A 19,318-nucleotide genomic window follows, 5' to 3' on the forward strand; every position below is an offset into this window, starting at 1 on the left:
CTACTGCAGCCGCGGCCTGCGCAGCTGGCTCGCGCGATCGACCGTCGCGACGCCGACGCGGCGCGCGCTGCCGTCGCGCACGACGGTGAGCGGCACCGACACGCCGGCGGCGCCCTGCCGCCACAGCACGCGCCACGCGTGGCCGACCTGCACGATCGGCTGGTCGGCGATCGCGGCGATCTGGTCGCCGGCCTTGAGCCCCGCGTCCGCGGCAGGTCCGCCGGGCGCGACATCCTGCACCACGACGCGGCCGTCCTCGTCGTGCAGGTACACGCCGAGCCACGGACGCGGCGGCGAATCGCGCCGGCCGAGCCGCAGCAGGTCCGGCAGGATCGGTTCGAGGAGTTCGACCGGAACGAACATGTTGCCGCGCGTCGTGTCGCCGTCGATCACCTGCTGCACGAAGAGCGAGCCGATGCCGACGAGTCGTCCGCGGCCGTCGACGAGCGCCGCCCCGCTCCAGGCGGGATGCAGCGGCGCGGTGAAGATCGCCTCGTCGAGCAGGTATTCCCAGTAGCCGGCGAACTCGTGCTTCGCCGCGACGCGCGCCGCGAGCGCGTGCTTGCGGCCACCGTGCGAGATCGCGACGACCTCGTCGCCGGGTCCGAGCGACGCGATGCCGCCGCGCGGCAGCGCCGGCAGGTCGAGCGCTCCGAGCGGCTGGACGAGCCCGAAGCCGCTCTCGAAGTCGACCGCGATCGGGTGGGCCTCGACCACGTGGCCGGTATGCGTCGTGAGCCGCACGCTCGTCGCCTCGGTGACGAGGTAACCGATCGTCAGCGCGAGCCCGTCCTCGCGGATCACGACCGCGCTGCCGGTGCGTTCGGTCCCGAGGATCGAGGCGGTCATCGCGTCGGGCGGGACCTGCGCTTCCAGCGCCACCACCGCGGCGAGCGCGCGATCGACGTCGAAGCGGGCGGCTTCCGCGTCGGGCTGGAACTCGGGCGGGAACGCCCACTCTTCGTCGTCGCTCATCGCTGGTTCCTGGTTTGCGCGGCGCCCGGCCAGGCCGCCGGTCCCCGGTCAGACATGCCGGCGCGGCAATCGTTCGGACCAAAGGGGTCAGACTCGGTTGCCCACCGGTCGCCCGTTGGCGATCCTCGACGGCACGCTTTCAATCGAGTCTGACCCTTTTGGTCCCTTTGGTCAGACCGCCGGCGTGCCATGGTGGCGCACCACGATCGCCGGGTCCACGTGGAGCGCGAACCCCAGCCGGCGCAGGCTCGCCGACGCCCAGGCGTCTTCGGACCGGTAGGCGCCGTCGACGACTCCGACGCGAAAGACATCGTAGTGTACGCGGGCGGCGGAGTCGGCGGCGGCCGAGCGCGGCGGCTCGTAGACCCGGCCGTCGGACTTCGCGTCGTCGACGAGCGCATCGACTGCCCGCCGCGACAGCAGGAGCACGCCGGCGCCCACCGCATCGACGGTGACGAGCGGTCCCGCCTCGCCGACCGCGCGCCCTATGTCGAAGGACCGGGACGCGGTGCGCTCGGCGCCCGCGAGCGGCACCGGCGCGCCGACCACGTCGCGGGCGTGCGCGAGCAGGCGCTCGATCGCGCCGGCCGCGAGGCCGAGGTCGGCGTCGAGGAAGAGCAGGTGCGTGAACCGGCGTTCCGCGTGGAACGACGCGACGAGCGCATTGCGCGCGCGCGGCGCCAGGCGCTCGTGCCGCGCGTCGACGAGCGTGAACGCGACGCCCGCGGCGCGAAGCTCGATGAGCGTCGCGGCGAAGTCGAGGTGCACCGATCCGCCGTGCGCCGGCGTGGCGACCATCAGGTTCGCGGCCTGCGCGGAGGTCATCGCGCGTCCGGCGCGTACTTGTCGCGCCGCCCGTGGAGCTGCCGGGCGACCGCTGCGACCCGCGCGCGCGCCGCGTCGTCGCAGCGGGCGTAGGCGTCGAGGAGCGCGGCGTCAGAGGCCGCATCCCCGCGCGCGGACGCCGTCTGCTGCGGACGCGAGCCGCACAGGCGCAGCGCCGGCCGGTCGTCGAGCGCGCAGGTGGAAAGCCGCGCGAGTTCCACCTTCAACGACACCGACTCGTCCTGTGCGAGCGAACCGGCGATGCGCTCGTCGAACCCGCCGATCGCCTCGAACGCGTCGCGCCGGATCGCGAACCAGCCTTCGCACAACACCTGTCGGCCTCCGGGGTCCTCGCCTCGACCGCGCGAACCGCCTCCGTCCGGTCGAGTCCCGTCCGGGCCATGCTCCCGGACATGGGCGGTCTCCTCGGGCGTCAGCGCGACCAGTCGACCGTGCGGCTTCACGACCTCGTAGCGCGCCGAGCATTGCGCCGCGGCGTTCGCGAGCCCTCCGGGCACGATCACGTCGGCGTCGCCGAACAGCAGCACGTCGCCGCTCGCGTGCCGCGCCCCGACGTTCCGGCCCCATCCCTTGCGCAGCGGCCCCTCGCGAAAGGCGAACACGACGCGCGCATCCGGATGCGCGGCCGGCGCGACGAGCCGCGGACGATCGCCCTGCTCGACGACGATCGTCTCGAGGTCGCGCTGGCCGGCGAGCCAGCGCAGCACCGCGTCGAGGTTCCCGCGGTCCCCGTCGCCCTGGCCGCCGCAATAGGTGAGAATGGCGCTCGCGCGCACGTCGATCGATCTCCGCTCCCGTTCGATCTGCGCAGGCATCTTACCCTCGCGACGACCCTGCCGCCCCGAGCCGCCTGCCGATGCTGATCAGCGCACTGATGGTGACCCGCCCCGCGTCGCTGCCGCGGCTCGCGGCGGCGATGCGCGATCTCGCGCACCAGCGCGGCGTCGCCTGCGAACTCGTCGCCGTGCACGACGGCGACGCCGCGTTCCACGCCGCGGTCGAGGAGACCGCCGCGCGCGAGGGCGTCGCGGCGACGGTCGACCGCGCACCGGCCGGGACGCCCCTCGGCGAACTCCGCAACCGCTCGGTGGCGCTCGCGCGCGGGGAGTTCGTCGCGCAATGGGACGACGACGACCGCCATCATCCGGAACGCCTCGCACGGCAGGTCGCGGCGCTGGTCGAGCGCGATGCGGCGTTCGCGTTCCTCACCGGACAGCTCCACTGGTTCCCGAAGCGCGGCACGCTCTACTGGGAGGACTGGTCGGCCGAGGCGTATCCGCTCGACTTCGTGCAGGGGACGCTCGTCGGGCGGCGCGAGCGGATGCCGGCCTACCCGCCGCTCGCGCGCGGCGAGGACACCGCGCTGTGCCGGCGCATCCTCGACGCGGGCGCGCCGATCGCGCGCGTCCGCGACGCGGCGTGGAGCTACGTCTACACGTTCCACGGCGGCAACGCGTTCGCCGAAGCCCATCACCTCGCGATCGCGCGCGCCAAGCACCTGTCCGACGCGCGCATCCTCGCGCGCGAGCGCGAACTGCGCGAGCGCCTGGCCGAATACTCGCCGCCGCTCGCGCCGGTCCGCGTTCCCTGCGGTGCCGCCGCGATCGAGATCGCGCCGTCCGCGTAGCCGCACCGCGACCTACGCGGGCGGGAGGAACCGCTGCGCGATCGCGGCCACCGTGGACGCGCCGCGCGCCACCCACTCGGGGGTGAACGCGCCGGCGTGAAAGCGCGTGAAGTCGGTCCGCGAGGCGTCCCACCACAGATGCGCCCACAGGTGCAGGCTCGCGACGCCCTCGAGGCGATCGTCGCACTCCTCGAAGAGCGAGGCGATGCCCGCGCGCGAAGGACCGTGGAGGTAGAACGCCCGCTGCGGCAGCACGTGGAGCGCATCGCCCGCTTCGCTCCACAATCGCCCCGCGGCCGCGCAGGAGTGCCGGCTCCAGGTTCCGTCGAACGACCGTCGCGCATCGTCCTGCCAGCGCTCGGGAAACCACGCGCCCCGGCGCGCGAGGATCACCGCGTTGCACAGCGACGGCCGCAGGACGCCGTCGTCGCCGGCGATCGGCGGCTCCTCGCCGACGACGCACTCGCGTTCGAACCAGTCGTCCGGATAGCGGGCGACGAACAGCGTGTCGATGTCCGCGTAGGCGCCCCCGCCCTCGCGCAGGATCTCGAGTCGCAGGAAGTCGGCCTCGTGCGCGTAGTCGAAGCCCCGCGCGGCGATGTTCCGGCCTTCGCCCGTCTGCGCGTAGCGCGTCCGGTCGAAGCCGCGCGGCTCCGCGCCGACCCGATGCAGCGTGAGGTGCGGAGCGATGCGCTCCCACCACGGCCCCCACAGATCGTGCCGGTGGTGCAGGTGGATCGCGCCGGGCGTCTGCGTGCGCCGGCAGGATTCGAGCGCGAGGTAGTGCGCGAGGTGGAACGCCTCGCGCTGCGGGCGCAGCCCGAAGAGGAAATGGAACTCGCGCACCGGCCCGCGTCGCGTGGCGTCAGTCATCACGCAACGATCGCGGCGAGGAACTCGCGCGCGACGACCGGCTCGGCGTACCGGTTCGCGATGCGCTCCGCGATCGCGGACGCCGCGCGGCGCGCCGGCGCGGGATCGTCGACGAGCGCGCGCATCGCGGCGATCGCGGCGTGGGGGTCGGGCGCCGCCCAGCGCTGGGAAGGCCAGTACGACGGCCGCGACGGCGGCCACACCGGCACGCCCGTCATGCGGACAGGGACCGCGCCGGGCCAGTCCGCACCGAGGAAGTCGAGATGGCCGCCGAAGCAGGGGGCGATGACCGGCGTGCCGCGCGCGGCCGCGTCGAACATCCCGAGGCCCCAACCCTCGCCGTGCGAGAGCGTGACCCAGGCGTCGGAGAGTTCATGCACGAGATCGATGCCGCGGCCGTCGAGATCGAACGGCAGCACGCAGATCGGCGGAGCGTCGCGATCGAGTTCGTCGGTTACGGCGTCGACCACGCGCTGCGCCATCGGGAGCGTGGGCTCGTGGTCGTAGAACGGCGGCGGGCCGACCCCCACCGGCCCGGTCTTCAGCACGAGCGCGACCCGATCCTCGTCGCGGAACGCACGCACGAACGCCTCGAGCAGCGCGGGGAGCGCCTTGCGCGACTCCCAGGCGTTGATCGTCGCGAAGACGAACCGCGCGCCGTCGAGACCGAATCGTCCGCGTGCCGCAGCGCGTTCCGCGGGCGTGAACGCGTTCCACGCGTGGCGGCGCACGTGCGGCACGACATGAATCGGAACGCGCACGCCGCCCGCCTCGAAGACCGCGCGATTCATCGCGCAGGGCACGAGGATGCGGTCCGCGCGGTCGAGGAGGGTGCGCCAGTGCGCCGGAATGCGGTCGGTCTCCCACACCGTGCAGCCGACGTTGCGCTTGCCCGGCTCGAAGAGCGCGGGCCAGTGCTCGGGCACCGTGTGCGCGACGATCGTGTCGCAGAAGATCGGCGCCGACGTCGCGGCAAGCAGCGCGGGCAGGTCGGCGAGCGAGGCGTCCCCGGTCGAGCGCAGCGCGAGCGGCAGCGCGTCGCCGGGCCCGAGCGGCCGGACACCGTCGCCGTCGTGGACGATCGGCACCCAGTGGATCGGCACGCCGGCGTTCACCAGCGCGCGGACGTAGGCGATCGCGGCGAGCCCGTAGCCGGAAGGCTCGACGAACGAGCAGTAGCGCAGGCCGTGCGGCAACGTCGAGGTCCGATTCTGCGGGGCGGCCGGCGAGTCTAGCGACAAAGCCGCTGCCCCGCCAACCGCCGTGCCAGAATCGCGCATGCGCCGACCCGTCCTCGCCTGCGCCTTCGTTCTCGCCCTCGGCGGCCCGGCCTCGACGCTCGCGCAGGTGCCGCCCTCGCCCGCCGAGCGTGCCGCCTACACCGGCCTCTTCGCGGCAGCGGCGACCGGCGACGCCGCGTCGATCCGCGCGCAGGTCGCCGCCGGCGCGAAGGTCGACGCGCGCGACGCCCACGGCCGCACGCCGTTCCACGTGGCGGCCTTCGAGCGAGGGCACGACGCGATGAAGGCGCTCGTCGCGGCGGGCGCGAATCCGAACGCGCTCGAGAACGACCGCTACGACGCGGTCACGATCGCCGCCGTCGCCGACGACACCGCGACGCTCGAAGTCGCGCTCGCGCTCGGCAACAGCGCGAAGAACGTCACCAGCCGCTACGACGGCACCGCGCTGATCGCCGCCGCGCACCTCGGCCACGACGGCGTCGTGCGGATGCTGATCGCCGCCGGCGCGCCGCTCGACCACGTCAACAACCTCGGCTGGACCGCGCTGATCGAGTCGATCGTGCTGGGCCAGGGTGGGCCGCGTCACGTCGCGACGCTGAAGGCGCTCGTCGATGCGGGCGCGAACGTGAATCTCGCCGACCGCAGCGGCACGACACCGCTCGGTCTCGCGCGGGCGCGCGGCTTCCGCGCGATGGTCGCGATCCTGGAACGCGCCGGCGGGCGCTGACGCCCGCCTCCGGCACCGCGCGCCGCACCGCCGGATCGTTTGCTACAGTTCGCGCTGCCCCCCGACCACCGCCCCGATGTTCGACTGGATCGCCGACCCGAACGCCTGGATCGCGCTCGCGACGCTCACCGCGCTCGAGATCGTGCTGGGCGTCGACAACATCATCTTCATCTCGATCCTGGTCGGGCGCATCGAGCCCAGGCGCCGCGAACTCGCGCGGCGCCTCGGCCTCGGCCTCGCGATGGGCACGCGCATCCTGCTGCTCCTCGCGCTCGCGTGGATGATGCGGCTGACCGAGCCGCTGTTCACGCTCTACCAGTCGTTTTCCGGCCGTGACCTGATCCTGATCGCGGGCGGGCTCTTCCTGCTGTGGAAGAGCGTCCACGAGATCCACAATTCGCTCGAAGGGTTCGAGGAGGGGCACGGCGAGGTCGCCGCCGCCGCGAGCTTCGCCGGCGTGCTGGTGCAGATCGCGCTCATCGACATCGTGTTCTCGCTCGACTCGGTGATCACCGCGGTCGGCATGGCCGACCAGATCCCGGTGATGGTGCTCGCGATCGTGGCGTCGGTCGGCGTGATGATGTTCGCCGCGCGCCCGATCGGCGAGTTCGTCGAGTCGCACCCGACGATCAAGATGCTCGCGCTCTCGTTCCTCGTGCTGGTCGGCGTCACGCTGATCGCCGAGGGCTTCGAGACGCACGTCCCGAAGGGGTACGTCTATTTCGCGATGGCGTTCTCGGTCGCGGTCGAGATGCTGAACCTGCGCATGCGCGCGCGTCGCGAAGCGCGCAATCCCGTGAAGCTCCGCAAGCAGGCTCCCGGGACGACCGCCGTGCCGCGCGACCGGCAGGATGGATAGCGCGCGCGGAGCCCGGTGGGCCCGATCCCCTCGGTCACGCCGGCCGCCGTTCGCGCTGTAAGTATCCCGCGACCATCGCCGACAGATCGGTGCCGCACCGCTGGCCGGGTCGCGTACCCGCCGGTCGATCCCCCACCCATCGCAAGGAGTCGAACATGCCGAACCGCACCCCCGCCACCCTCGTCCTCGCGCTCGCCGCCCTCGCCTCGGGCGCCGCCCTCGCCCAGGGCATGGCCGCGGACAACAAGGACGCGATGAAAGCCAAGCCGGAGATGGAGAAGTGCTACGGCGTGTCGATGGCAGGCAAGAACGACTGCGCCGCCGGTCCGGGCACCACCTGCGCCGGTACCTCCAAGGTCGACTACCAGGGCAACGCGTGGAAGTACGTTCCGAAGGGCACGTGCACGACGATGAAGACGTCGAAGGGCATGGGGTCGCTGCAGCCGATCAAGTCCTGACCGGCGCGCGGGTGACGATGGGCCTCGAGCGCCACGCCGGGCTCTCGCTCAAGCCGGCGCATTACGCCGAAGCACTGGCGGCGCCGGCGGACGGGCGCTGGTTCGAGGTCCATCCGGAGAACTACACGGTCGCGGGCGGGCCGCGCCTGGCCTGGCTCGAGGCGATCCGCTCGCGTCACCCGCTGTCGCTGCACGGCGTGTCGCTCTCGCTCGCGTCCGACGCGCCGCCCGACCGCACACGGCTCGCGCGCCTCGCTGCCCTGGTCGGTCGCTTCGAGCCCGCGCTCGTGTCCGAGCACCTCGCGTGGTCGACCTGGCGCGGCGCGTACCTGCCCGACCTCCTGCCGTTCCCGCGCACCCGGGCCGCGCTCGACCGCATTGCCGCGAACGTGTCGATCGTGCAGGACACGCTCGGGCGAACGATCGCGATCGAGAATCCGGCGCACTACCTCGCGCTCGACGGCCACGAATTCGACGAGATCGCGTTCCTCCGCGAACTCGCGCGCCGCACCGGCTGCCGGCTGCTCCTCGACGTGAACAACGTGTACGTGGGTTCGCGCAACCTCGGATACGACGCGGCCGCGTACCTCGACGCGTTCCCCGCGGGAGTCGTCGCCGAAATCCATCTCGCCGGCCACCACGAGGATCCGGCGATGGGCTCGCGGCTCCTCGTCGATTCGCACGACGCGGCCGTCGCGCCCGAAGTGTGGTCGCTCTACGAGCGGCTGGTGGCGCGCATCGGGCCGCGCCCGACGCTCGTCGAGCGCGACGACCTGCTGCCCGCGTACGACGTGCTCGACGCCGAGCGCGCGCGCGCCGGGAGCGTGCTCGCCCGGGCGGCGTCCCGTCGCGTGGAGGCGTACGCGTGAGCGCGCTCGCCGCGTTCCAGGACCGCTTCGGCGCCGCGCTCCTCGCGGGCGACGCCGCGTCGGCGGCTGCTCACTTCCCGCTCGCGTCGCATCCCGCGTTCGCGGTCTACCGCAACACGGTCACGCGCGGACTCGTCGACGCGATCGTCGCCAACCATCCGACGGCCGCCCGGCTGGTCGGCGACGAATGGCTGCGGGCCGCCGCCACCGTGTTCGCGCGCGCGCATCCGCCACAGGATCCGTCGCTCGCGAGCTACGGCGCGGCGTTCGGCGACTTCCTCGCTTCGTTTCCGCCCGCCGCGGAACTGCCCTGGCTCGTTCCCGTCGCGCGCGTCGACCGCGCCTGGACCGAGGCGCACGGCGCGCGCGACGAGCCCTCGCTCGACCCTTCGGCGCTCGCGTCGATGCCGCCCGATCGTCTCGCCGACGCGCGGCTGATGCCGCATGCCGCCGCGCGCTGGTTCGTCTCCGACGACACGCCGGTGCACACGTTGTGGTTGCGCAGCCGCGAAGGCGACGGGGACCTGTCGGACCTCGAGTGGCGCGGGGAAGGCGTGCTCGCCGCGCGACCCGTGGACACGGTCGAGGTCGTCGCGATCGACCGCGCGGCGGCCGCGTTCCTCGACGCCTGCGCGGCGGGCGGCACGGTGGAACGCGCCACCTCCGCAGCCCTCACCGTCGAGGGCACCTGCGATCTCGCCCGGATGATGGCAACGCTCCTTCGTGCCGGCGCGTTCACTCGCCTCGAACCGCACGTGCCACTCCGACCGGAATGACGGAACCCGCGATGTCGACACCGACCGCACCCTCACCGCTCGTTCGCATCCGCGACGCCTGGAACGCGATCGCCGGGCGCCTCGACGCCGCGATCGGCGACGGCCTGCTCTCGCTCGTCGCGCGCATCGCGATCGCCGCGATCTTCCTGCAATCGGGGCGCACCAAGGTCGAGGGCTTCCTGACGGTGACGCCTTCGGCGGTCGAACTCTTTCGCGAGGAGTACAAGTTGCCGATCCTCTCCCCCGAAGTCGCCGCACACCTCGCGGCCTGGGCCGAGCACCTGTTTCCTGCACTGCTCATCGTGGGACTCCTGTCGCGCCCCTCCGCGCTCGCGCTCCTCGCGATGACCGCGGTCATCGAGATCTTCGTCTACCCGCTCGCCTGGCCGACGCACCTCGCGTGGGCGGGCCTCCTCCTCGTCGTGATCGCGCGCGGCGCAGGTCCGGTCTCGCTCGACCGCGCGTTCGGATTGCGCTGACGCTCGCCGCGCCACGCGCCCGCCGCGCGCGCGGCATCGGCCCGGGATCGAGCGCCCCTCCCCGCGCCGGCGGATAATCCCGCCGATGCGAGAGCACCCCCCCGACGACCCCGGCCGCCGCGGCTTCCTCGCACTCGCGCTCGCCGCGGGCGTCGCGCCCGGCCTCCTCGCCTGCGCGAATCGCGACCGGCCCGGCGGCGATCCGTTCGCGCTCGGCGTCGCGTCGGGCTGCCCGCGCCCCGACAGCGTCGTGCTGTGGACGCGTCTCGCGCCCGCCTCCGCGCCCGCCGCGTCGCAGGCGATCGCCTGGGAGATCGCCGACGACGAGCGCTTCTCGCGCGTCGTGCGTTCAGGCACCGAGGTCGTCGACGCGTCGAGCGCGCACAGCCTGCACCTGCAAGTCGACGGCCTTTCGCCTTCGCGCTGGTACTGGTACCGCTTCACCTCCGGCGGGGCGCGCAGCGAACCTGCCCGCACGCGCACCGCGCCCCCGCCCGATCGCGAGGAACCGTTCAGGTTCGCGATCGCGTCCTGCCAGCGCTTCGACGACGGCCACTACGCGGCGTGGCGCCATCTCGCCGACGAGTCGCCCGACCTCGTCGTGTTCCTCGGCGACTACATCTACGAGAGCGCGCCGCGCGCGGGCCGCGTGCGCACGCACGTCGGAGCGGGCGCGGCGAGGACGCTCGCCGACTACCGCGCGCGCTACGAGCAGTACCGCTCGGATCCCGCGCTGCGAGGCATCCACGCGACCGCGCCGTGGATCGTTACCTGGGACGACCACGAGGTGCAGAACGACTACGCGGCCGACCGGGGCCCGGACCTCGCGCAAGACTTCCTCGCGCGGCGCGCGGCGGCGTACCGGGCCTGGTGGGAGCACATGCCGCTGCCGCCGTCGATGCGCCCGGTCGACGCGAACCTCCGCGTGTACGACCGCTATCCGTGGGGCACGCTCGCGCGCTTCCACGTCCTCGACGACCGCCAGTACCGCGACCATCAGGCGTGCCCGCCGCCTGGGCGCGGCGGCTCGACCACGGTGAACGACGCCGACTGCCCCGAACTCGTCGCGCCGAAGCGCTCGATCCTCGGTCCCGCGCAGGAGGCGTGGCTCGCCGACGGGCTCGCGCAGCCCGGCGCGCGCTGGAACCTCGTTGCGCAGCAGACGCTGGTGGCGCCGTTCACGTGGTCGAAGGCGGGTCGCCACTGGACCGACGGCTGGTCGGGTTACCCGGCCGCACGCGATCGCCTGATGGACGCGATCGTCGAGCGCCGCGTGTCGAACGTCGTCGCGTTGTCCGGCGACGTCCACTGCAACTACGTGGCCGATCTCCGGCGCCGCCCCGACGATCCGCCCGAAGCGACGATCGCCACCGAGTTCTGCGGCACGTCGATCGCGAGCGCGGGCCTGCCGCAGGAGCGCATCGCCGCGGCGCTGCCGCTCAATCCGCACATCCGCTACGCGCGCTCCGACGAGCGCGGCTACGTGGCGCTCGCGGTGTCCGGTGCGCGCGTCGATGCGCGGCTGCGCGTGGTGTCGGACGTGAACGATCCACAGGCCTCGATCCGCACGGCGGCCGCGTATGCGGTCGAGGCGGGCCGGCCCGGGGCGCAGGAGGCGTGAGCCGGCACGAGTCCACGCGCGCGTTCCCGCGCGCGGAAGGACGGCGGACGCAGCGGCACCGGCGCCGCCGCGCAAGGGTTGCGGCCGCGCGCTGCGTCGTCGTCACGGTTTCCTCCGCGGCTTCGATGCGCCTTTCGCCCTGACGAAGGCGGGACGGAGCTCGCGCATCGACCGGTCGAGTTCGTCGCGCAGCCAGTCGCGGAACGCGGCGAGCGGCGGCCATTCGCGCAGGTTCGGCGGATAGCAGAGGTGGTAGGGCTGCGCGTCGGCGTGCACGATCGAGATCGGCGAGAGGCGCACGAGCCGGCCGTCGCGCAGCGCGTCCGCGGCGAGGATCTCGCGCGTGAGGGCGAGGCCGAGGCTCTGTTCGGCGGCCTGCAGCATCAATCCGGCGTCGTTGAACACCGCCACGGAGCGCACCGCGGCCTTGCAGTTCGCCGCGGCGAACCAGTCGCGCCACAGGTCCTCGTCGCCGAGCAGCGGCTCGCGCGCGAGCGCCTCGGGCTGCGCGCCGTCGAGCCGGCGCGCGGCCGACGCGGAGCCGACCACGATGATCGGCGGCTGGTCGAACAGGCGCTCCGATTCGAGGCCCGGCCACGGGCCCACGCCCTGCCTCACCGCGGCATGGAAGCCCTCGCGCACGAGGTCGACCGCGCGAAACGACGTCTCGATCTCCAGCGGCATCGCCGGGAAGCGCTCGCGCCAGCGGCCGATGCGCGGCAGGAGCCACCGCTGCGCGAACGAAGGCAGCACGGTGACGCGCAGCCGCGGCGACTCGCCCTTCGCGGCGGCGAGCGCCGCCTGCACGCTGTCGTCGAGCATCGCGAGCGCGCCCTGGACGCTGCGCAACAGCGCCGCGCCGGCCGGATTGAGCACGACGCGCCGACCGCGCCGCTCGAACAGCTCGAAACCGAGCTGGTCCTCCAGCCCGCGGATCTGCTGGCTCACCGCGCTGTGCGTGAGGTGCAGCCGATCGGCCGCCGCACGCAGGTTCTGCAGTTCCGCGACCGCGCGGAACGCGGTGATCGTGTTCAACGGCAGGCGGGTGGTCGGCATGGCTTCTGGTAAGCGGTTCTGTCCAGAACGGTCAGAACTTCGCGTTTCCCCCGGGCGTACTGGATCAATAGGATGACCAGCGTATCCGAACCCCCGGGAGAACGCCATGCCCCACGTCGATGAATTCTTCGCCCCGGCGACGCTCGCCGCCGCCGGCCTCGTCATCGCGATCGCGCTGCAGCCGGCGCCCGTTCCTGCACTCACCCGAGTGCCGGTCCCGATGGCAGGCGCCCAAGCAGTGCCGGAACTCGCGTCGGTGGTCCGGCTGCCGACGGTCGAGGTGGTCGCGCAGCGTCGCGACGCCCTCGCCGAACGTCCGCGCCCGGAGCGCGCGGTCCGCAAGGCCGCGTGACCGCGTCCGACCTTCGAAGCTATCGCAACAGGAGACCATGATGGCAACATCGATCGCAAGTCCCCGCCTCCCTTCCGGTGGCGCAGGCGCTCCCGCGCGGCTCGCCGCCTTCGTCGCCGCGGTGCGGGCCGGGCTCGAACGCCTCGACGCGTGGCTCGCCGCACGCCGCCGGGCCGCGCAGGATCGCGCCTACCTCGCCGCGATGAGCGAGCGCGAACTCGCCGACATCGGGCTGCCGCGCGCGAGCGTCGAACCCGCCGCGCGAGGTGCGTGGTCGCGCGATCCGTGGGCGCAGTGAACCGCGCATGACCCGGCGGCCGGCGCGGCCGGTTGTGGCACGATCGCGGTGCAGCGGCGTTACCTCCCGGCGCGGGTCGCGGCCCTGGCACGCGGCCGCGCCCGCGCATCCGACCCCATGCCCACGATCGTCCGGACCACCTGCCGTGTCTATCGCGCGCCGATCGCCGACGCGGTCGCCACCTCGTTCGGCGCGATGGCTGATCGCCCGGCGGTGTTCCTGCGGCTCGACGCGAGCGACGGCGCGCACGGCTGGGGCGAAGTGTTCAGCAACTTCCCGCAGGTCGGCGCCGAGCACCGCAAGCGGCTGGTCGACAGCCTGTTCGCGCCGCTCCTCGCCGGAGCGGGCGCCGACGATCCCTCGGCCGTGCGCGCGATGCTCGAACGCCGCACGCGCACGATCGCGATCCAGAGCGGCGAGCCCGGTCCGTTCGCGCAGATCACCGGCGCGGTCGACCAGGCGCTTCATGACATGGCGGCGCGACGCGCCGGCGTCCCGCTGTGGAAGCATCTGGGCGGCGCCTCGCCGCAGGTGCGCGTCTACGCGAGCGGCATCGGCCCCGAGCGCGTCGTCGACCTCGCGCTTGCGCGGCGACGCGACGGCCATCGCGCGTTCAAGCTGAAGGTGGGTTTCGGCCCGGAGCGCGACCGCGCGAACTTCGCGGCGCTGCGCGAGGCGCTCGGCGACGACGCGACGATCATGCTCGACGCGAACCAGGCGTGGTCGCCGGACGACGCGCCCGCGCGCATCGCCGAACTCGCCGCGTTCCGCGCGCACTGGATCGAGGAGCCGATCCTCGCGGAAGAACCGATCGACGCCTGGCGCACCCTCGCGCGCGCGAGCCCGGTCCCGCTCGCGGCCGGCGAGAACCTGCGCGGCGCCGAAGCGTTCCGTGCCGCGATCGACGCGGGCTTCCTCGCGTTCGTGCAGCCCGACGTCGGCAAGTGGGGCGGCATCTCCGGCGGCCTCGAGGTCGCCCGGCACGCGGCCTCGCGCGGCGTCGCGCTGTGCCCGCACTGGCTCGCCGGCGGCATCGGGCTCGCCGCGTCGATGCACCTCACCGCCGCGGCCGGGTCCGCCGGCAGCGTGGTCGAAGTCGACGCGAATCCCAATCCGCTGCGCGAGCGGGTGTTCCCGCTGCAGATTCGCGACGGCATCGCGACGCTCTCGAACGCGCCCGGGCTCGGAATCGAGCCCGACCTCGCGGCGCTCGAGCCCTTCGCCGTCGCGTGACGCGAGCCGGCGCGGGCACGAGGCGCGCCGGACGCGCGACCGGTCAGGCAGTTAGACTTCCGCTTCCCGGCCGCCCGCGCGGCCACGACGCGAGCGGAGGCGTGCCTTGCACTACATGCTGCTGATCCTCGAGCCGCACGGCCAGCGCGCGGAGCGCACCGAAGCGGAGGGCCGCGCCGCCTACGACGCGATGCTGCGCCACGCGGATGCGCTGAAGGCGCGCGGCGTGCTGCGCGCGGCGCAGTCGCTTCGCACCGACACTGAAGGCGTCCGAGTCAACGTGCGCGGTGGCCGGCGCACACTGGTCGACGGCCCGTTCTCCGAATCGAAGGAGATGATCGGCGGCTATTTCCTCGTCGAGTGCGCGTCGCGCGACGAAGCCGTCGAGATCGCCGCCGGCATCCCGGCGGCCGCGTGGGCGACCGTCGAGGTGCGCGAGTTCGGACCGTGCTTCCTGTGACAGGGGCCCGGGTCCGATCCTCCTGCGCGGTCGGCGGGCCGTGACGACCGTTCGCCGGTCCGAGGGGCCGCTGACCGACGGCGAGATCAGCGAGCTCGAGGACCTGCTCGCCGCGCTGCGCGGCGACCGGGACACCTTCGACGTGTCGATGCTCGACGGCTTCCTCGTCGGCGTGCTGCTGCAGCCGGAAGCGGTGATGCCGTCGGCGTGGCTGCCGGTCGTGTTCGACGCGCGCGAGGGCGAGCCGATGATCTCCGGCGATCCCGACCGCGCGCAGCGCGTGGTCGACCTCGTCATGCGCCACCACGACAACCTCGCGGCGCACATCGCCTCGCGCGAGCCGTTCGACCTGATCGTCTTCGAAGCCGCCGACGCCGAGGGCGATGCCGCCGAGCCGGCCGACCCGTTCCTGCCGCTGTGGCCGTGGGCGGCCGGGTTCGCCGACGCGCTCGCCGCGTTCCCGGCGCTCCTCGACCAGTACGGGGACGACGAGGACGTCGACGCCGCGCTGGTCAACGTCACGCGCCACCTTCGCACCCTTCCGGACGACACGAGCGAAGCGGCGTTGCAGCAGACGCGCGAGCGCGAGGAGATCGACCGCGAAGTGCCGCTCGACGACCTCGACGACGCGATCGAGCAGCTCGTGCTCGGCGTCCTGGACATCGCCGACATGACGCGCCCGAATCGCCCGATCGAGCGCGCGCAACCGAAGATCGGCCGCAACGAACCCTGTCCCTGCGGCAGCGGACGCAAGTACAAGCAGTGTCATGGGCGCGGGGGTTCCTGACGCCGCCGATGGGGTCAGACTCGATTGATCCAGATCGCCTTCGGGCTCGGCCGTATCGATCGGATCAATCGAGTCTGACCCCATCGATCGACGACTACCCAGCCGAAGCGCGACGAGGGTGATCGAGAAAGCGACGCGCCCTTGCGATCCAGCGATCGTTCCTGAGCTGGCACTCCCATACGATCATCGAGCGCCAGCCCATGCCTCTCAGTTCCCGCGATTTTCTGCGATCCCTGGCGCGATTCGCGACGGACTTCGCGTTCCAGTAGGCGACATTCGTGGACGGGCGTTGCCTGCCGTGCTTGCAGGAATGCGTGTGCCAGAAGCATCCGTGCACGAATATCGCCGCCTTGCGCCGGGGAAACGCGAGGTCTGGCCGCCCCGGAAGGTTCCCCGGATGGAGCGTGTAACGGTATCCCAAGGCGTGAAGCGCCCGACGGACGGCCGTTTCCGGCGCCGTATCCTTCTGGCGTATCCTCCGCATCAGCGCGCTGCGCTTCTGTCGTTCCGACTCGTGCTTCGACGTCGACATTGGAAAGCCGGGAGATGAACCGCGGTCTGGGTATTCTCGTTAGATCGATGTCCGTACCCACGTCCGGGTTCGCCTACGGGAACGTCTGGCAGTATCACCCGCGCTCGGACAGGCACTCCAAGATCCTCTGCTGGGCCATCCTGTTCGACCTGCTTCGACGGGACAGTCCTATCGCCAGGCACATACGCGCAGGCAAGGCATCGTTCGGGATCAATCATACGATGCGAGATTTCCAGCACGATCGGAAGAAGGATCTCGATTTCGTGGTCTGCCGGCGAGGCCCGGACCGCACCTACCTGACGAGTCGGCGCAATCCGATCACCGGGTTCAGCGACATGGTCGGAGCATACGACATCCATCTGGATGACGACGATCGGTCCGACCTTCGCGCGCTGCCGCGGATTCCGTTGACGGGCGTGCAATCCGCGCTCGTGGCTATGGAGGCCAAGGCCGCCATGACGGAGTTCGCCAAAGCGCGCCCGCGCCTGTACGACGAACTCAATTCATCGCACCTGACGATCCACGGCGACACCGATAGCGCCGTCGCGGCGGCGTTCGTCCTGGTCAACGCATCGACGACGTTCATATCTCCTCTGCGGGCGCCGTTCCACATCGACGCCGCGCGCCCCGCTCCCGTCACGAAGCACAAGCAGCCGCAGGCCGCTGTCAGTGTGATCGAGAAGATCGAGCAGCTACCGCGCCGCGCCCAGCCCGGAGTGCCGGGTTTCGACGCTGTCGGCCTTGCGACGATCGCATGCGCCAACGACGGGACGCCGGTACGGCTGATCTCGGGTGCGCCGTCGCCCCAGATCGGCGACGCCTTCCACTACGATTCGTTCATCGAACGAATCGAGACGATCTACGCTGCCAGATTCTCCGGCATCTGATCGAGCATGCGATCGCGGTGCGTTCGCACCGCGTCGAGGAATCCGGGCTCGAATCGCAAGCGCGTGCGCGAATCCGTCGCGCGGGCGTAGAAGCCTGCGGTCGCCTTCGCGCTGAGCGGCTTCGCGGGCCTCTCCAGAAACGTCGCCAGGCGAGGGCCACGAGTCCCGACCGGGTCGGAACTGATCTGCACCGACCATCGACCGATGCCCGGCCCGCCGAGGGCGGCGCGAGGCAGCTTTCCGGCCGCAGGGAAGTCACTCACGTCGACCGCCTCGAATTCGCCCGGCCCGCTCAGGCGGTGACCGATCCACTCGGCGACCGGCACGCTGACCGCGCTGCCGATCAGGCTCCACCGCGCGGAAGCGCGCTCGACCGCCTCCGCCGGCGCGGTCCACCCACGCTCGAAGCCCTGCATCGCCTCGGCGTCGCGAATGCTGGGCGTGACGACGCTGAGGTCCGGCAGGAGAACCGCCGGTGGCGACGCGATTCCGATCGTGCTTCCGTTTTTCAGCGTCGGCACCGCGTCCACTGCCCAGCCGAGGCCGCCGCGCCCTTCCGTCCAGTAAAACCCGTGGGCGAGCGACCCGATGGCCGAAGAAGGGCGGTCTAGCGGCGCGTCGTCGACAAGCAGCACGTCCTCCGGCCGCAGATCCAACGACGCAACGAGGAACACCCGCTCGCGACGCTGCGGCAGGCCGAACGAGAACGAATCGACTACGCGATATGCCCAGCTGTAGCCCAAGTCCTCCAGGTTGTCGACGATGGCGCGCATGGCTGCGCCGCCGTGCAACTGCAGCATGAAGGGTACGTTCTCGATGAGCAACGTCGGGCGGATCCTCCTGTTGCGGAGAACTTCGAACACCGTGCGGATGAGTCCGGACTGTTCACCGCCGAGGCCGCTGGTTCTGCCAGCCTGACTCAAATCCTGGCAAGGAAAGCCGGCACAAATCAGATCGACGCCGCGCGGGATCGGGCCGAGCGCCCGAACGTCCGCATCGATTCGAATTCCCGGGAAAGACCGCTCGAGTACCGCCTGCGCACCCGGCCGGATCTCGCACAGGAGGCTCGTCCGATGGCCGGCCCGGTGCAGGCCGAGCTCGAACCCTCCTATGCCGGCGAATAATCCTGCCACTTCCATGTTCAACGCTTTCTGAATGCTCTATCGGATACGAGGGCGCATGGACTCACGCGGATTGCCCTCGATTTCAGCTGCCGAAAGAATACCTCGTTTGAGGGACGGCACCAGCTACTACTGCCACCCCCGGGCCGGTCGCGGCCATCGTCGATTCGATCGATTGGATAGTTCTAGTATATACTTTGTATATCCTATGCTGAGCGATGCCCAAATGACCAGAATCTCCGCTTGGGGCAACAGCCATGGCGTCCGCCTGCCGCGCGACGTGCTCGAGGAGGCCGGCATTCCCCCGAATGCCGACGTGACTATCCGCGCGGAATCGGGCCGGATCCTGATCGAGCCCGTCAAGCGCAAGCCGACGCTCGACGAGCTCCTCGCCCGTATCGAGCCGGGCGCAGCGACCCGGGAAGTCGACTTCGGTCCGCCGATCGGGCGCGAGGTGCTGTGAGCGGCAAGTCGCGCACTGGCAGGCCGCCGCAGCCGGGGAGGCGACCGCCTCGCTGGGCGCCGGAGCGCGGCGACATGATCTGGATCGACCATTCGCCGCATTCCGGCCGCGAAATGGCCGGCTCGCACCCGTTTCTCGTGCTCTCGCCGCGGGCCTTCAACGAGAAGACCGGCCTCGTCATCGGATGCGCGATGACCAGCAGGCAGGCGCACAACCCGTTCGCGGTGCCCAATCCCCGGGATCCGGAGCAGGCGAGCTACATCCTCGCGGATCAGCCGAAGTCGTTCGACTGGCGCCGGAGAAACGCGCGGAAGCATCCGTGGCGGAACGTCGCGCCCGAGCTGCTCACGGAGGTCTGCGACAGGCTGGAGGCGATCGTGCAACTCTGTCGGTAGCGCGGGGCTCTCGCCCAATGGCTCGCCAATGGGGTCAGACTCGAATGATCCAGATCGCCTTCGGGTCCGGCCGTATCGATCGGATCAATCGAGTCTGACCCCATTGATACGAGACTCGGGCTTTCGGCCACTGGCCCCGGGTTGATCGCTCGGCGCTACATGCTCCTCCGGTACTGCCCCCCCACCTCGAACAACGCACTCGTGATCTGACCCAGCGAACACACCCTCACGGCATTCATCAGCTCCGCGAAGACATTTCCGTTCTCGATCACGGTCTTCTTGAGCCGTGCGAGCGTCGCCGGCGCCTCGTTGGCGTGCCGGCGATGGAAGTCCGCCAGCCGCTTCAACTGGGACTCCTTCTCCTCGGTCGTCGAGCGTGCGAG

25 protein-coding genes are annotated in these 19,318 nt (G+C 71.8%); 16 read left to right on the forward strand and 9 right to left on the reverse strand.

Features of this window, described 5'->3' with window-relative positions; genetic code table 11:
* From HS109_17580 to HS109_17590, 3 genes are all read right to left on the reverse strand, one after another.
* Nucleotides 1-975 (reverse strand): serine protease, encoded by a 975-nt coding sequence (locus tag HS109_17580; protein MBE7524181.1) that lies wholly within the window; start codon nt 973-975, stop codon nt 1-3.
* Between the two features lie 171 nt (nt 976-1,146).
* Nucleotides 1,147-1,800, reverse strand: coding sequence for a hypothetical protein (locus HS109_17585; protein ID MBE7524182.1), 654 nt, complete (start codon nt 1,798-1,800; stop codon nt 1,147-1,149).
* Nucleotides 1,797-2,636, reverse strand: coding sequence for a glycosyltransferase (locus tag HS109_17590; protein MBE7524183.1), 840 nt, complete (start codon nt 2,634-2,636; stop codon nt 1,797-1,799). The genes HS109_17585 and HS109_17590 overlap by 4 nt, the downstream gene beginning before the upstream one ends.
* Before the next feature lie 41 nt (nt 2,637-2,677).
* Here HS109_17590 and HS109_17595 point away from each other — a divergent pair, with 41 nt between their 5' ends.
* Nucleotides 2,678-3,448, forward strand: coding sequence for a glycosyltransferase family 2 protein (locus HS109_17595; GenBank protein ID MBE7524184.1), 771 nt, complete (start codon nt 2,678-2,680; stop codon nt 3,446-3,448).
* A gap of 12 nt (nt 3,449-3,460) precedes the next feature.
* Here the strand turns inward: HS109_17595 and HS109_17600 are convergent, their stop codons facing one another.
* Nucleotides 3,461-4,321 (reverse strand): glycosyl transferase, encoded by an 861-nt coding sequence (locus HS109_17600; GenBank protein MBE7524185.1) that lies wholly within the window; start codon nt 4,319-4,321, stop codon nt 3,461-3,463.
* Nucleotides 4,321-5,517, reverse strand: coding sequence for a hypothetical protein (locus HS109_17605; protein MBE7524186.1), 1,197 nt, complete (start codon nt 5,515-5,517; stop codon nt 4,321-4,323). Before HS109_17605 ends, HS109_17600 begins: the two co-directional genes overlap by 1 nt.
* An 82-nt stretch (nt 5,518-5,599) precedes the next feature.
* Here HS109_17605 and HS109_17610 point away from each other — a divergent pair, with 82 nt between their 5' ends.
* The 7 genes from HS109_17610 (at nt 5,600) to HS109_17640 (ending at nt 11,351) form a co-directional block, all read left to right on the forward strand.
* Nucleotides 5,600-6,289, forward strand: a complete 690-nt coding sequence (locus HS109_17610; GenBank protein MBE7524187.1) for an ankyrin repeat domain-containing protein — start codon at nt 5,600-5,602, stop codon at nt 6,287-6,289.
* A gap of 76 nt (nt 6,290-6,365) precedes the next feature.
* A complete protein-coding gene (locus HS109_17615) occupies nt 6,366-7,148 on the forward strand; it encodes a TerC family protein (protein ID MBE7524188.1) in 783 nt (260 codons plus the stop codon).
* Nucleotides 7,149-7,303: 155 nt separating this feature from the next.
* Complete coding sequence (locus HS109_17620) at nt 7,304-7,606, forward strand: DUF2282 domain-containing protein (protein ID MBE7524189.1); 303 nt, start codon at nt 7,304-7,306, stop codon at nt 7,604-7,606.
* A gap of 17 nt (nt 7,607-7,623) precedes the next feature.
* Entirely contained in the window at nt 7,624-8,475 is an 852-nt protein-coding gene (locus HS109_17625) for a DUF692 domain-containing protein (protein MBE7524190.1), read from the forward strand.
* Nucleotides 8,472-9,251 carry a putative DNA-binding domain-containing protein gene (locus HS109_17630; protein ID MBE7524191.1) on the forward strand — a complete coding sequence of 260 codons (780 nt, stop codon included), beginning with the start codon at nt 8,472-8,474 and terminating at the stop codon, nt 9,249-9,251. The genes HS109_17625 and HS109_17630 overlap by 4 nt, the downstream gene beginning before the upstream one ends.
* Before the next feature lie 11 nt (nt 9,252-9,262).
* A complete protein-coding gene (locus HS109_17635) occupies nt 9,263-9,730 on the forward strand; it encodes a DoxX family protein (protein ID MBE7524192.1) in 468 nt (155 codons plus the stop codon).
* 85 nt (nt 9,731-9,815) lie between these two features.
* Nucleotides 9,816-11,351, forward strand: coding sequence for an alkaline phosphatase D family protein (locus tag HS109_17640; protein MBE7524193.1), 1,536 nt, complete (start codon nt 9,816-9,818; stop codon nt 11,349-11,351).
* A gap of 102 nt (nt 11,352-11,453) precedes the next feature.
* Here HS109_17640 and HS109_17645 read toward each other — a convergent pair whose 3' ends face one another.
* Complete coding sequence (locus HS109_17645) at nt 11,454-12,407, reverse strand: LysR family transcriptional regulator (protein MBE7524194.1); 954 nt, start codon at nt 12,405-12,407, stop codon at nt 11,454-11,456.
* A gap of 106 nt (nt 12,408-12,513) precedes the next feature.
* Between HS109_17645 and HS109_17650 the strand changes: the two genes are divergently transcribed.
* From HS109_17650 to HS109_17670, 5 genes are all read left to right on the forward strand, one after another.
* Complete coding sequence (locus HS109_17650) at nt 12,514-12,759, forward strand: hypothetical protein (GenBank protein MBE7524195.1); 246 nt, start codon at nt 12,514-12,516, stop codon at nt 12,757-12,759.
* 40 nt (nt 12,760-12,799) lie between these two features.
* Nucleotides 12,800-13,057 carry a DUF1127 domain-containing protein gene (locus tag HS109_17655; GenBank protein ID MBE7524196.1) on the forward strand — a complete coding sequence of 86 codons (258 nt, stop codon included), beginning with the start codon at nt 12,800-12,802 and terminating at the stop codon, nt 13,055-13,057.
* 117 nt (nt 13,058-13,174) lie between these two features.
* Complete coding sequence (locus tag HS109_17660) at nt 13,175-14,290, forward strand: mandelate racemase/muconate lactonizing enzyme family protein (GenBank protein ID MBE7524197.1); 1,116 nt, start codon at nt 13,175-13,177, stop codon at nt 14,288-14,290.
* A 106-nt stretch (nt 14,291-14,396) separates the two neighbouring features.
* Nucleotides 14,397-14,750, forward strand: a complete 354-nt coding sequence (locus HS109_17665; protein ID MBE7524198.1) for a dehydrogenase — start codon at nt 14,397-14,399, stop codon at nt 14,748-14,750.
* Between the two features lie 40 nt (nt 14,751-14,790).
* Nucleotides 14,791-15,537 (forward strand): UPF0149 family protein, encoded by a 747-nt coding sequence (locus tag HS109_17670; GenBank protein MBE7524199.1) that lies wholly within the window; start codon nt 14,791-14,793, stop codon nt 15,535-15,537.
* 94 nt (nt 15,538-15,631) lie between these two features.
* On the opposite strand, the gene vsr is transcribed toward HS109_17670, so the two are convergent.
* Nucleotides 15,632-16,069 carry a DNA mismatch endonuclease Vsr gene (vsr, locus tag HS109_17675; protein MBE7524200.1) on the reverse strand — a complete coding sequence of 146 codons (438 nt, stop codon included), beginning with the start codon at nt 16,067-16,069 and terminating at the stop codon, nt 15,632-15,634.
* Between the two features lie 47 nt (nt 16,070-16,116).
* On the opposite strand from vsr, the gene HS109_17680 reads away from it, so the two are divergent.
* Nucleotides 16,117-16,956, forward strand: a complete 840-nt coding sequence (locus tag HS109_17680) for a hypothetical protein (protein MBE7524201.1) — start codon at nt 16,117-16,119, stop codon at nt 16,954-16,956.
* On the opposite strand, the gene HS109_17685 is transcribed toward HS109_17680, so the two are convergent.
* The gene (locus HS109_17685; protein MBE7524202.1) at nt 16,929-18,095 is read right to left on the reverse strand and encodes a DNA cytosine methyltransferase; all 1,167 of its coding nucleotides are present in this window, start codon (nt 18,093-18,095) and stop codon (nt 16,929-16,931) included. The two genes, HS109_17680 and HS109_17685, sit on opposite strands and share 28 nt — an antisense overlap.
* Before the next feature lie 208 nt (nt 18,096-18,303).
* Here HS109_17685 and HS109_17690 point away from each other — a divergent pair, with 208 nt between their 5' ends.
* Complete coding sequence (locus HS109_17690) at nt 18,304-18,540, forward strand: AbrB/MazE/SpoVT family DNA-binding domain-containing protein (protein MBE7524203.1); 237 nt, start codon at nt 18,304-18,306, stop codon at nt 18,538-18,540.
* A 74-nt stretch (nt 18,541-18,614) separates the two neighbouring features.
* The gene (locus tag HS109_17695) at nt 18,615-18,935 is read left to right on the forward strand and encodes a type II toxin-antitoxin system PemK/MazF family toxin (protein MBE7524204.1); all 321 of its coding nucleotides are present in this window, start codon (nt 18,615-18,617) and stop codon (nt 18,933-18,935) included.
* A 155-nt stretch (nt 18,936-19,090) separates the two neighbouring features.
* Here HS109_17695 and HS109_17700 read toward each other — a convergent pair.
* The coding region (locus HS109_17700; GenBank protein MBE7524205.1) for a methylmalonyl-CoA mutase at nt 19,091-19,318 on the reverse strand (228 nt) is incomplete at its 5' end.

This window comes from Burkholderiales bacterium (assembly GCA_015075645.1).
GTDB lineage: Bacteria > Pseudomonadota > Gammaproteobacteria > Burkholderiales > Casimicrobiaceae > VBCG01.

Excerpts from the sequence above, each read along its gene's own strand:
- HS109_17660 (MBE7524197.1), top strand. The coding sequence starts at position 13,175 with ATGCCCACGATCGTCCGGACCACCTGCCGTGTCTATCGCGCGCCGATC.
- vsr (MBE7524200.1), bottom strand. The coding sequence starts at position 16,069 with ATGTCGACGTCGAAGCACGAGTCGGAACGACAGAAGCGCAGCGCGCTG.
- HS109_17580 (MBE7524181.1), bottom strand. The coding sequence starts at position 975 with ATGAGCGACGACGAAGAGTGGGCGTTCCCGCCCGAGTTCCAGCCCGAC.
- HS109_17645 (MBE7524194.1), bottom strand. The coding sequence starts at position 12,407 with ATGCCGACCACCCGCCTGCCGTTGAACACGATCACCGCGTTCCGCGCG.
- HS109_17680 (MBE7524201.1), top strand. The coding sequence starts at position 16,117 with ATGTCCGTACCCACGTCCGGGTTCGCCTACGGGAACGTCTGGCAGTAT.
- HS109_17685 (MBE7524202.1), bottom strand. The coding sequence starts at position 18,095 with ATGGAAGTGGCAGGATTATTCGCCGGCATAGGAGGGTTCGAGCTCGGC.
- HS109_17695 (MBE7524204.1), top strand. The coding sequence starts at position 18,615 with ATGATCTGGATCGACCATTCGCCGCATTCCGGCCGCGAAATGGCCGGC.
- HS109_17620 (MBE7524189.1), top strand. The coding sequence starts at position 7,304 with ATGCCGAACCGCACCCCCGCCACCCTCGTCCTCGCGCTCGCCGCCCTC.
- HS109_17635 (MBE7524192.1), top strand. The coding sequence starts at position 9,263 with ATGTCGACACCGACCGCACCCTCACCGCTCGTTCGCATCCGCGACGCC.
- HS109_17625 (MBE7524190.1), top strand. The coding sequence starts at position 7,624 with ATGGGCCTCGAGCGCCACGCCGGGCTCTCGCTCAAGCCGGCGCATTAC.
- HS109_17640 (MBE7524193.1), top strand. The coding sequence starts at position 9,816 with ATGCGAGAGCACCCCCCCGACGACCCCGGCCGCCGCGGCTTCCTCGCA.
- HS109_17595 (MBE7524184.1), top strand. The coding sequence starts at position 2,678 with ATGCTGATCAGCGCACTGATGGTGACCCGCCCCGCGTCGCTGCCGCGG.
- HS109_17690 (MBE7524203.1), top strand. The coding sequence starts at position 18,304 with ATGACCAGAATCTCCGCTTGGGGCAACAGCCATGGCGTCCGCCTGCCG.
- HS109_17610 (MBE7524187.1), top strand. The coding sequence starts at position 5,600 with ATGCGCCGACCCGTCCTCGCCTGCGCCTTCGTTCTCGCCCTCGGCGGC.
- HS109_17600 (MBE7524185.1), bottom strand. The coding sequence starts at position 4,321 with ATGACTGACGCCACGCGACGCGGGCCGGTGCGCGAGTTCCATTTCCTC.
- HS109_17650 (MBE7524195.1), top strand. The coding sequence starts at position 12,514 with ATGCCCCACGTCGATGAATTCTTCGCCCCGGCGACGCTCGCCGCCGCC.
- HS109_17615 (MBE7524188.1), top strand. The coding sequence starts at position 6,366 with ATGTTCGACTGGATCGCCGACCCGAACGCCTGGATCGCGCTCGCGACG.
- HS109_17585 (MBE7524182.1), bottom strand. The coding sequence starts at position 1,800 with ATGACCTCCGCGCAGGCCGCGAACCTGATGGTCGCCACGCCGGCGCAC.
- HS109_17590 (MBE7524183.1), bottom strand. The coding sequence starts at position 2,636 with ATGCCTGCGCAGATCGAACGGGAGCGGAGATCGATCGACGTGCGCGCG.
- HS109_17655 (MBE7524196.1), top strand. The coding sequence starts at position 12,800 with ATGGCAACATCGATCGCAAGTCCCCGCCTCCCTTCCGGTGGCGCAGGC.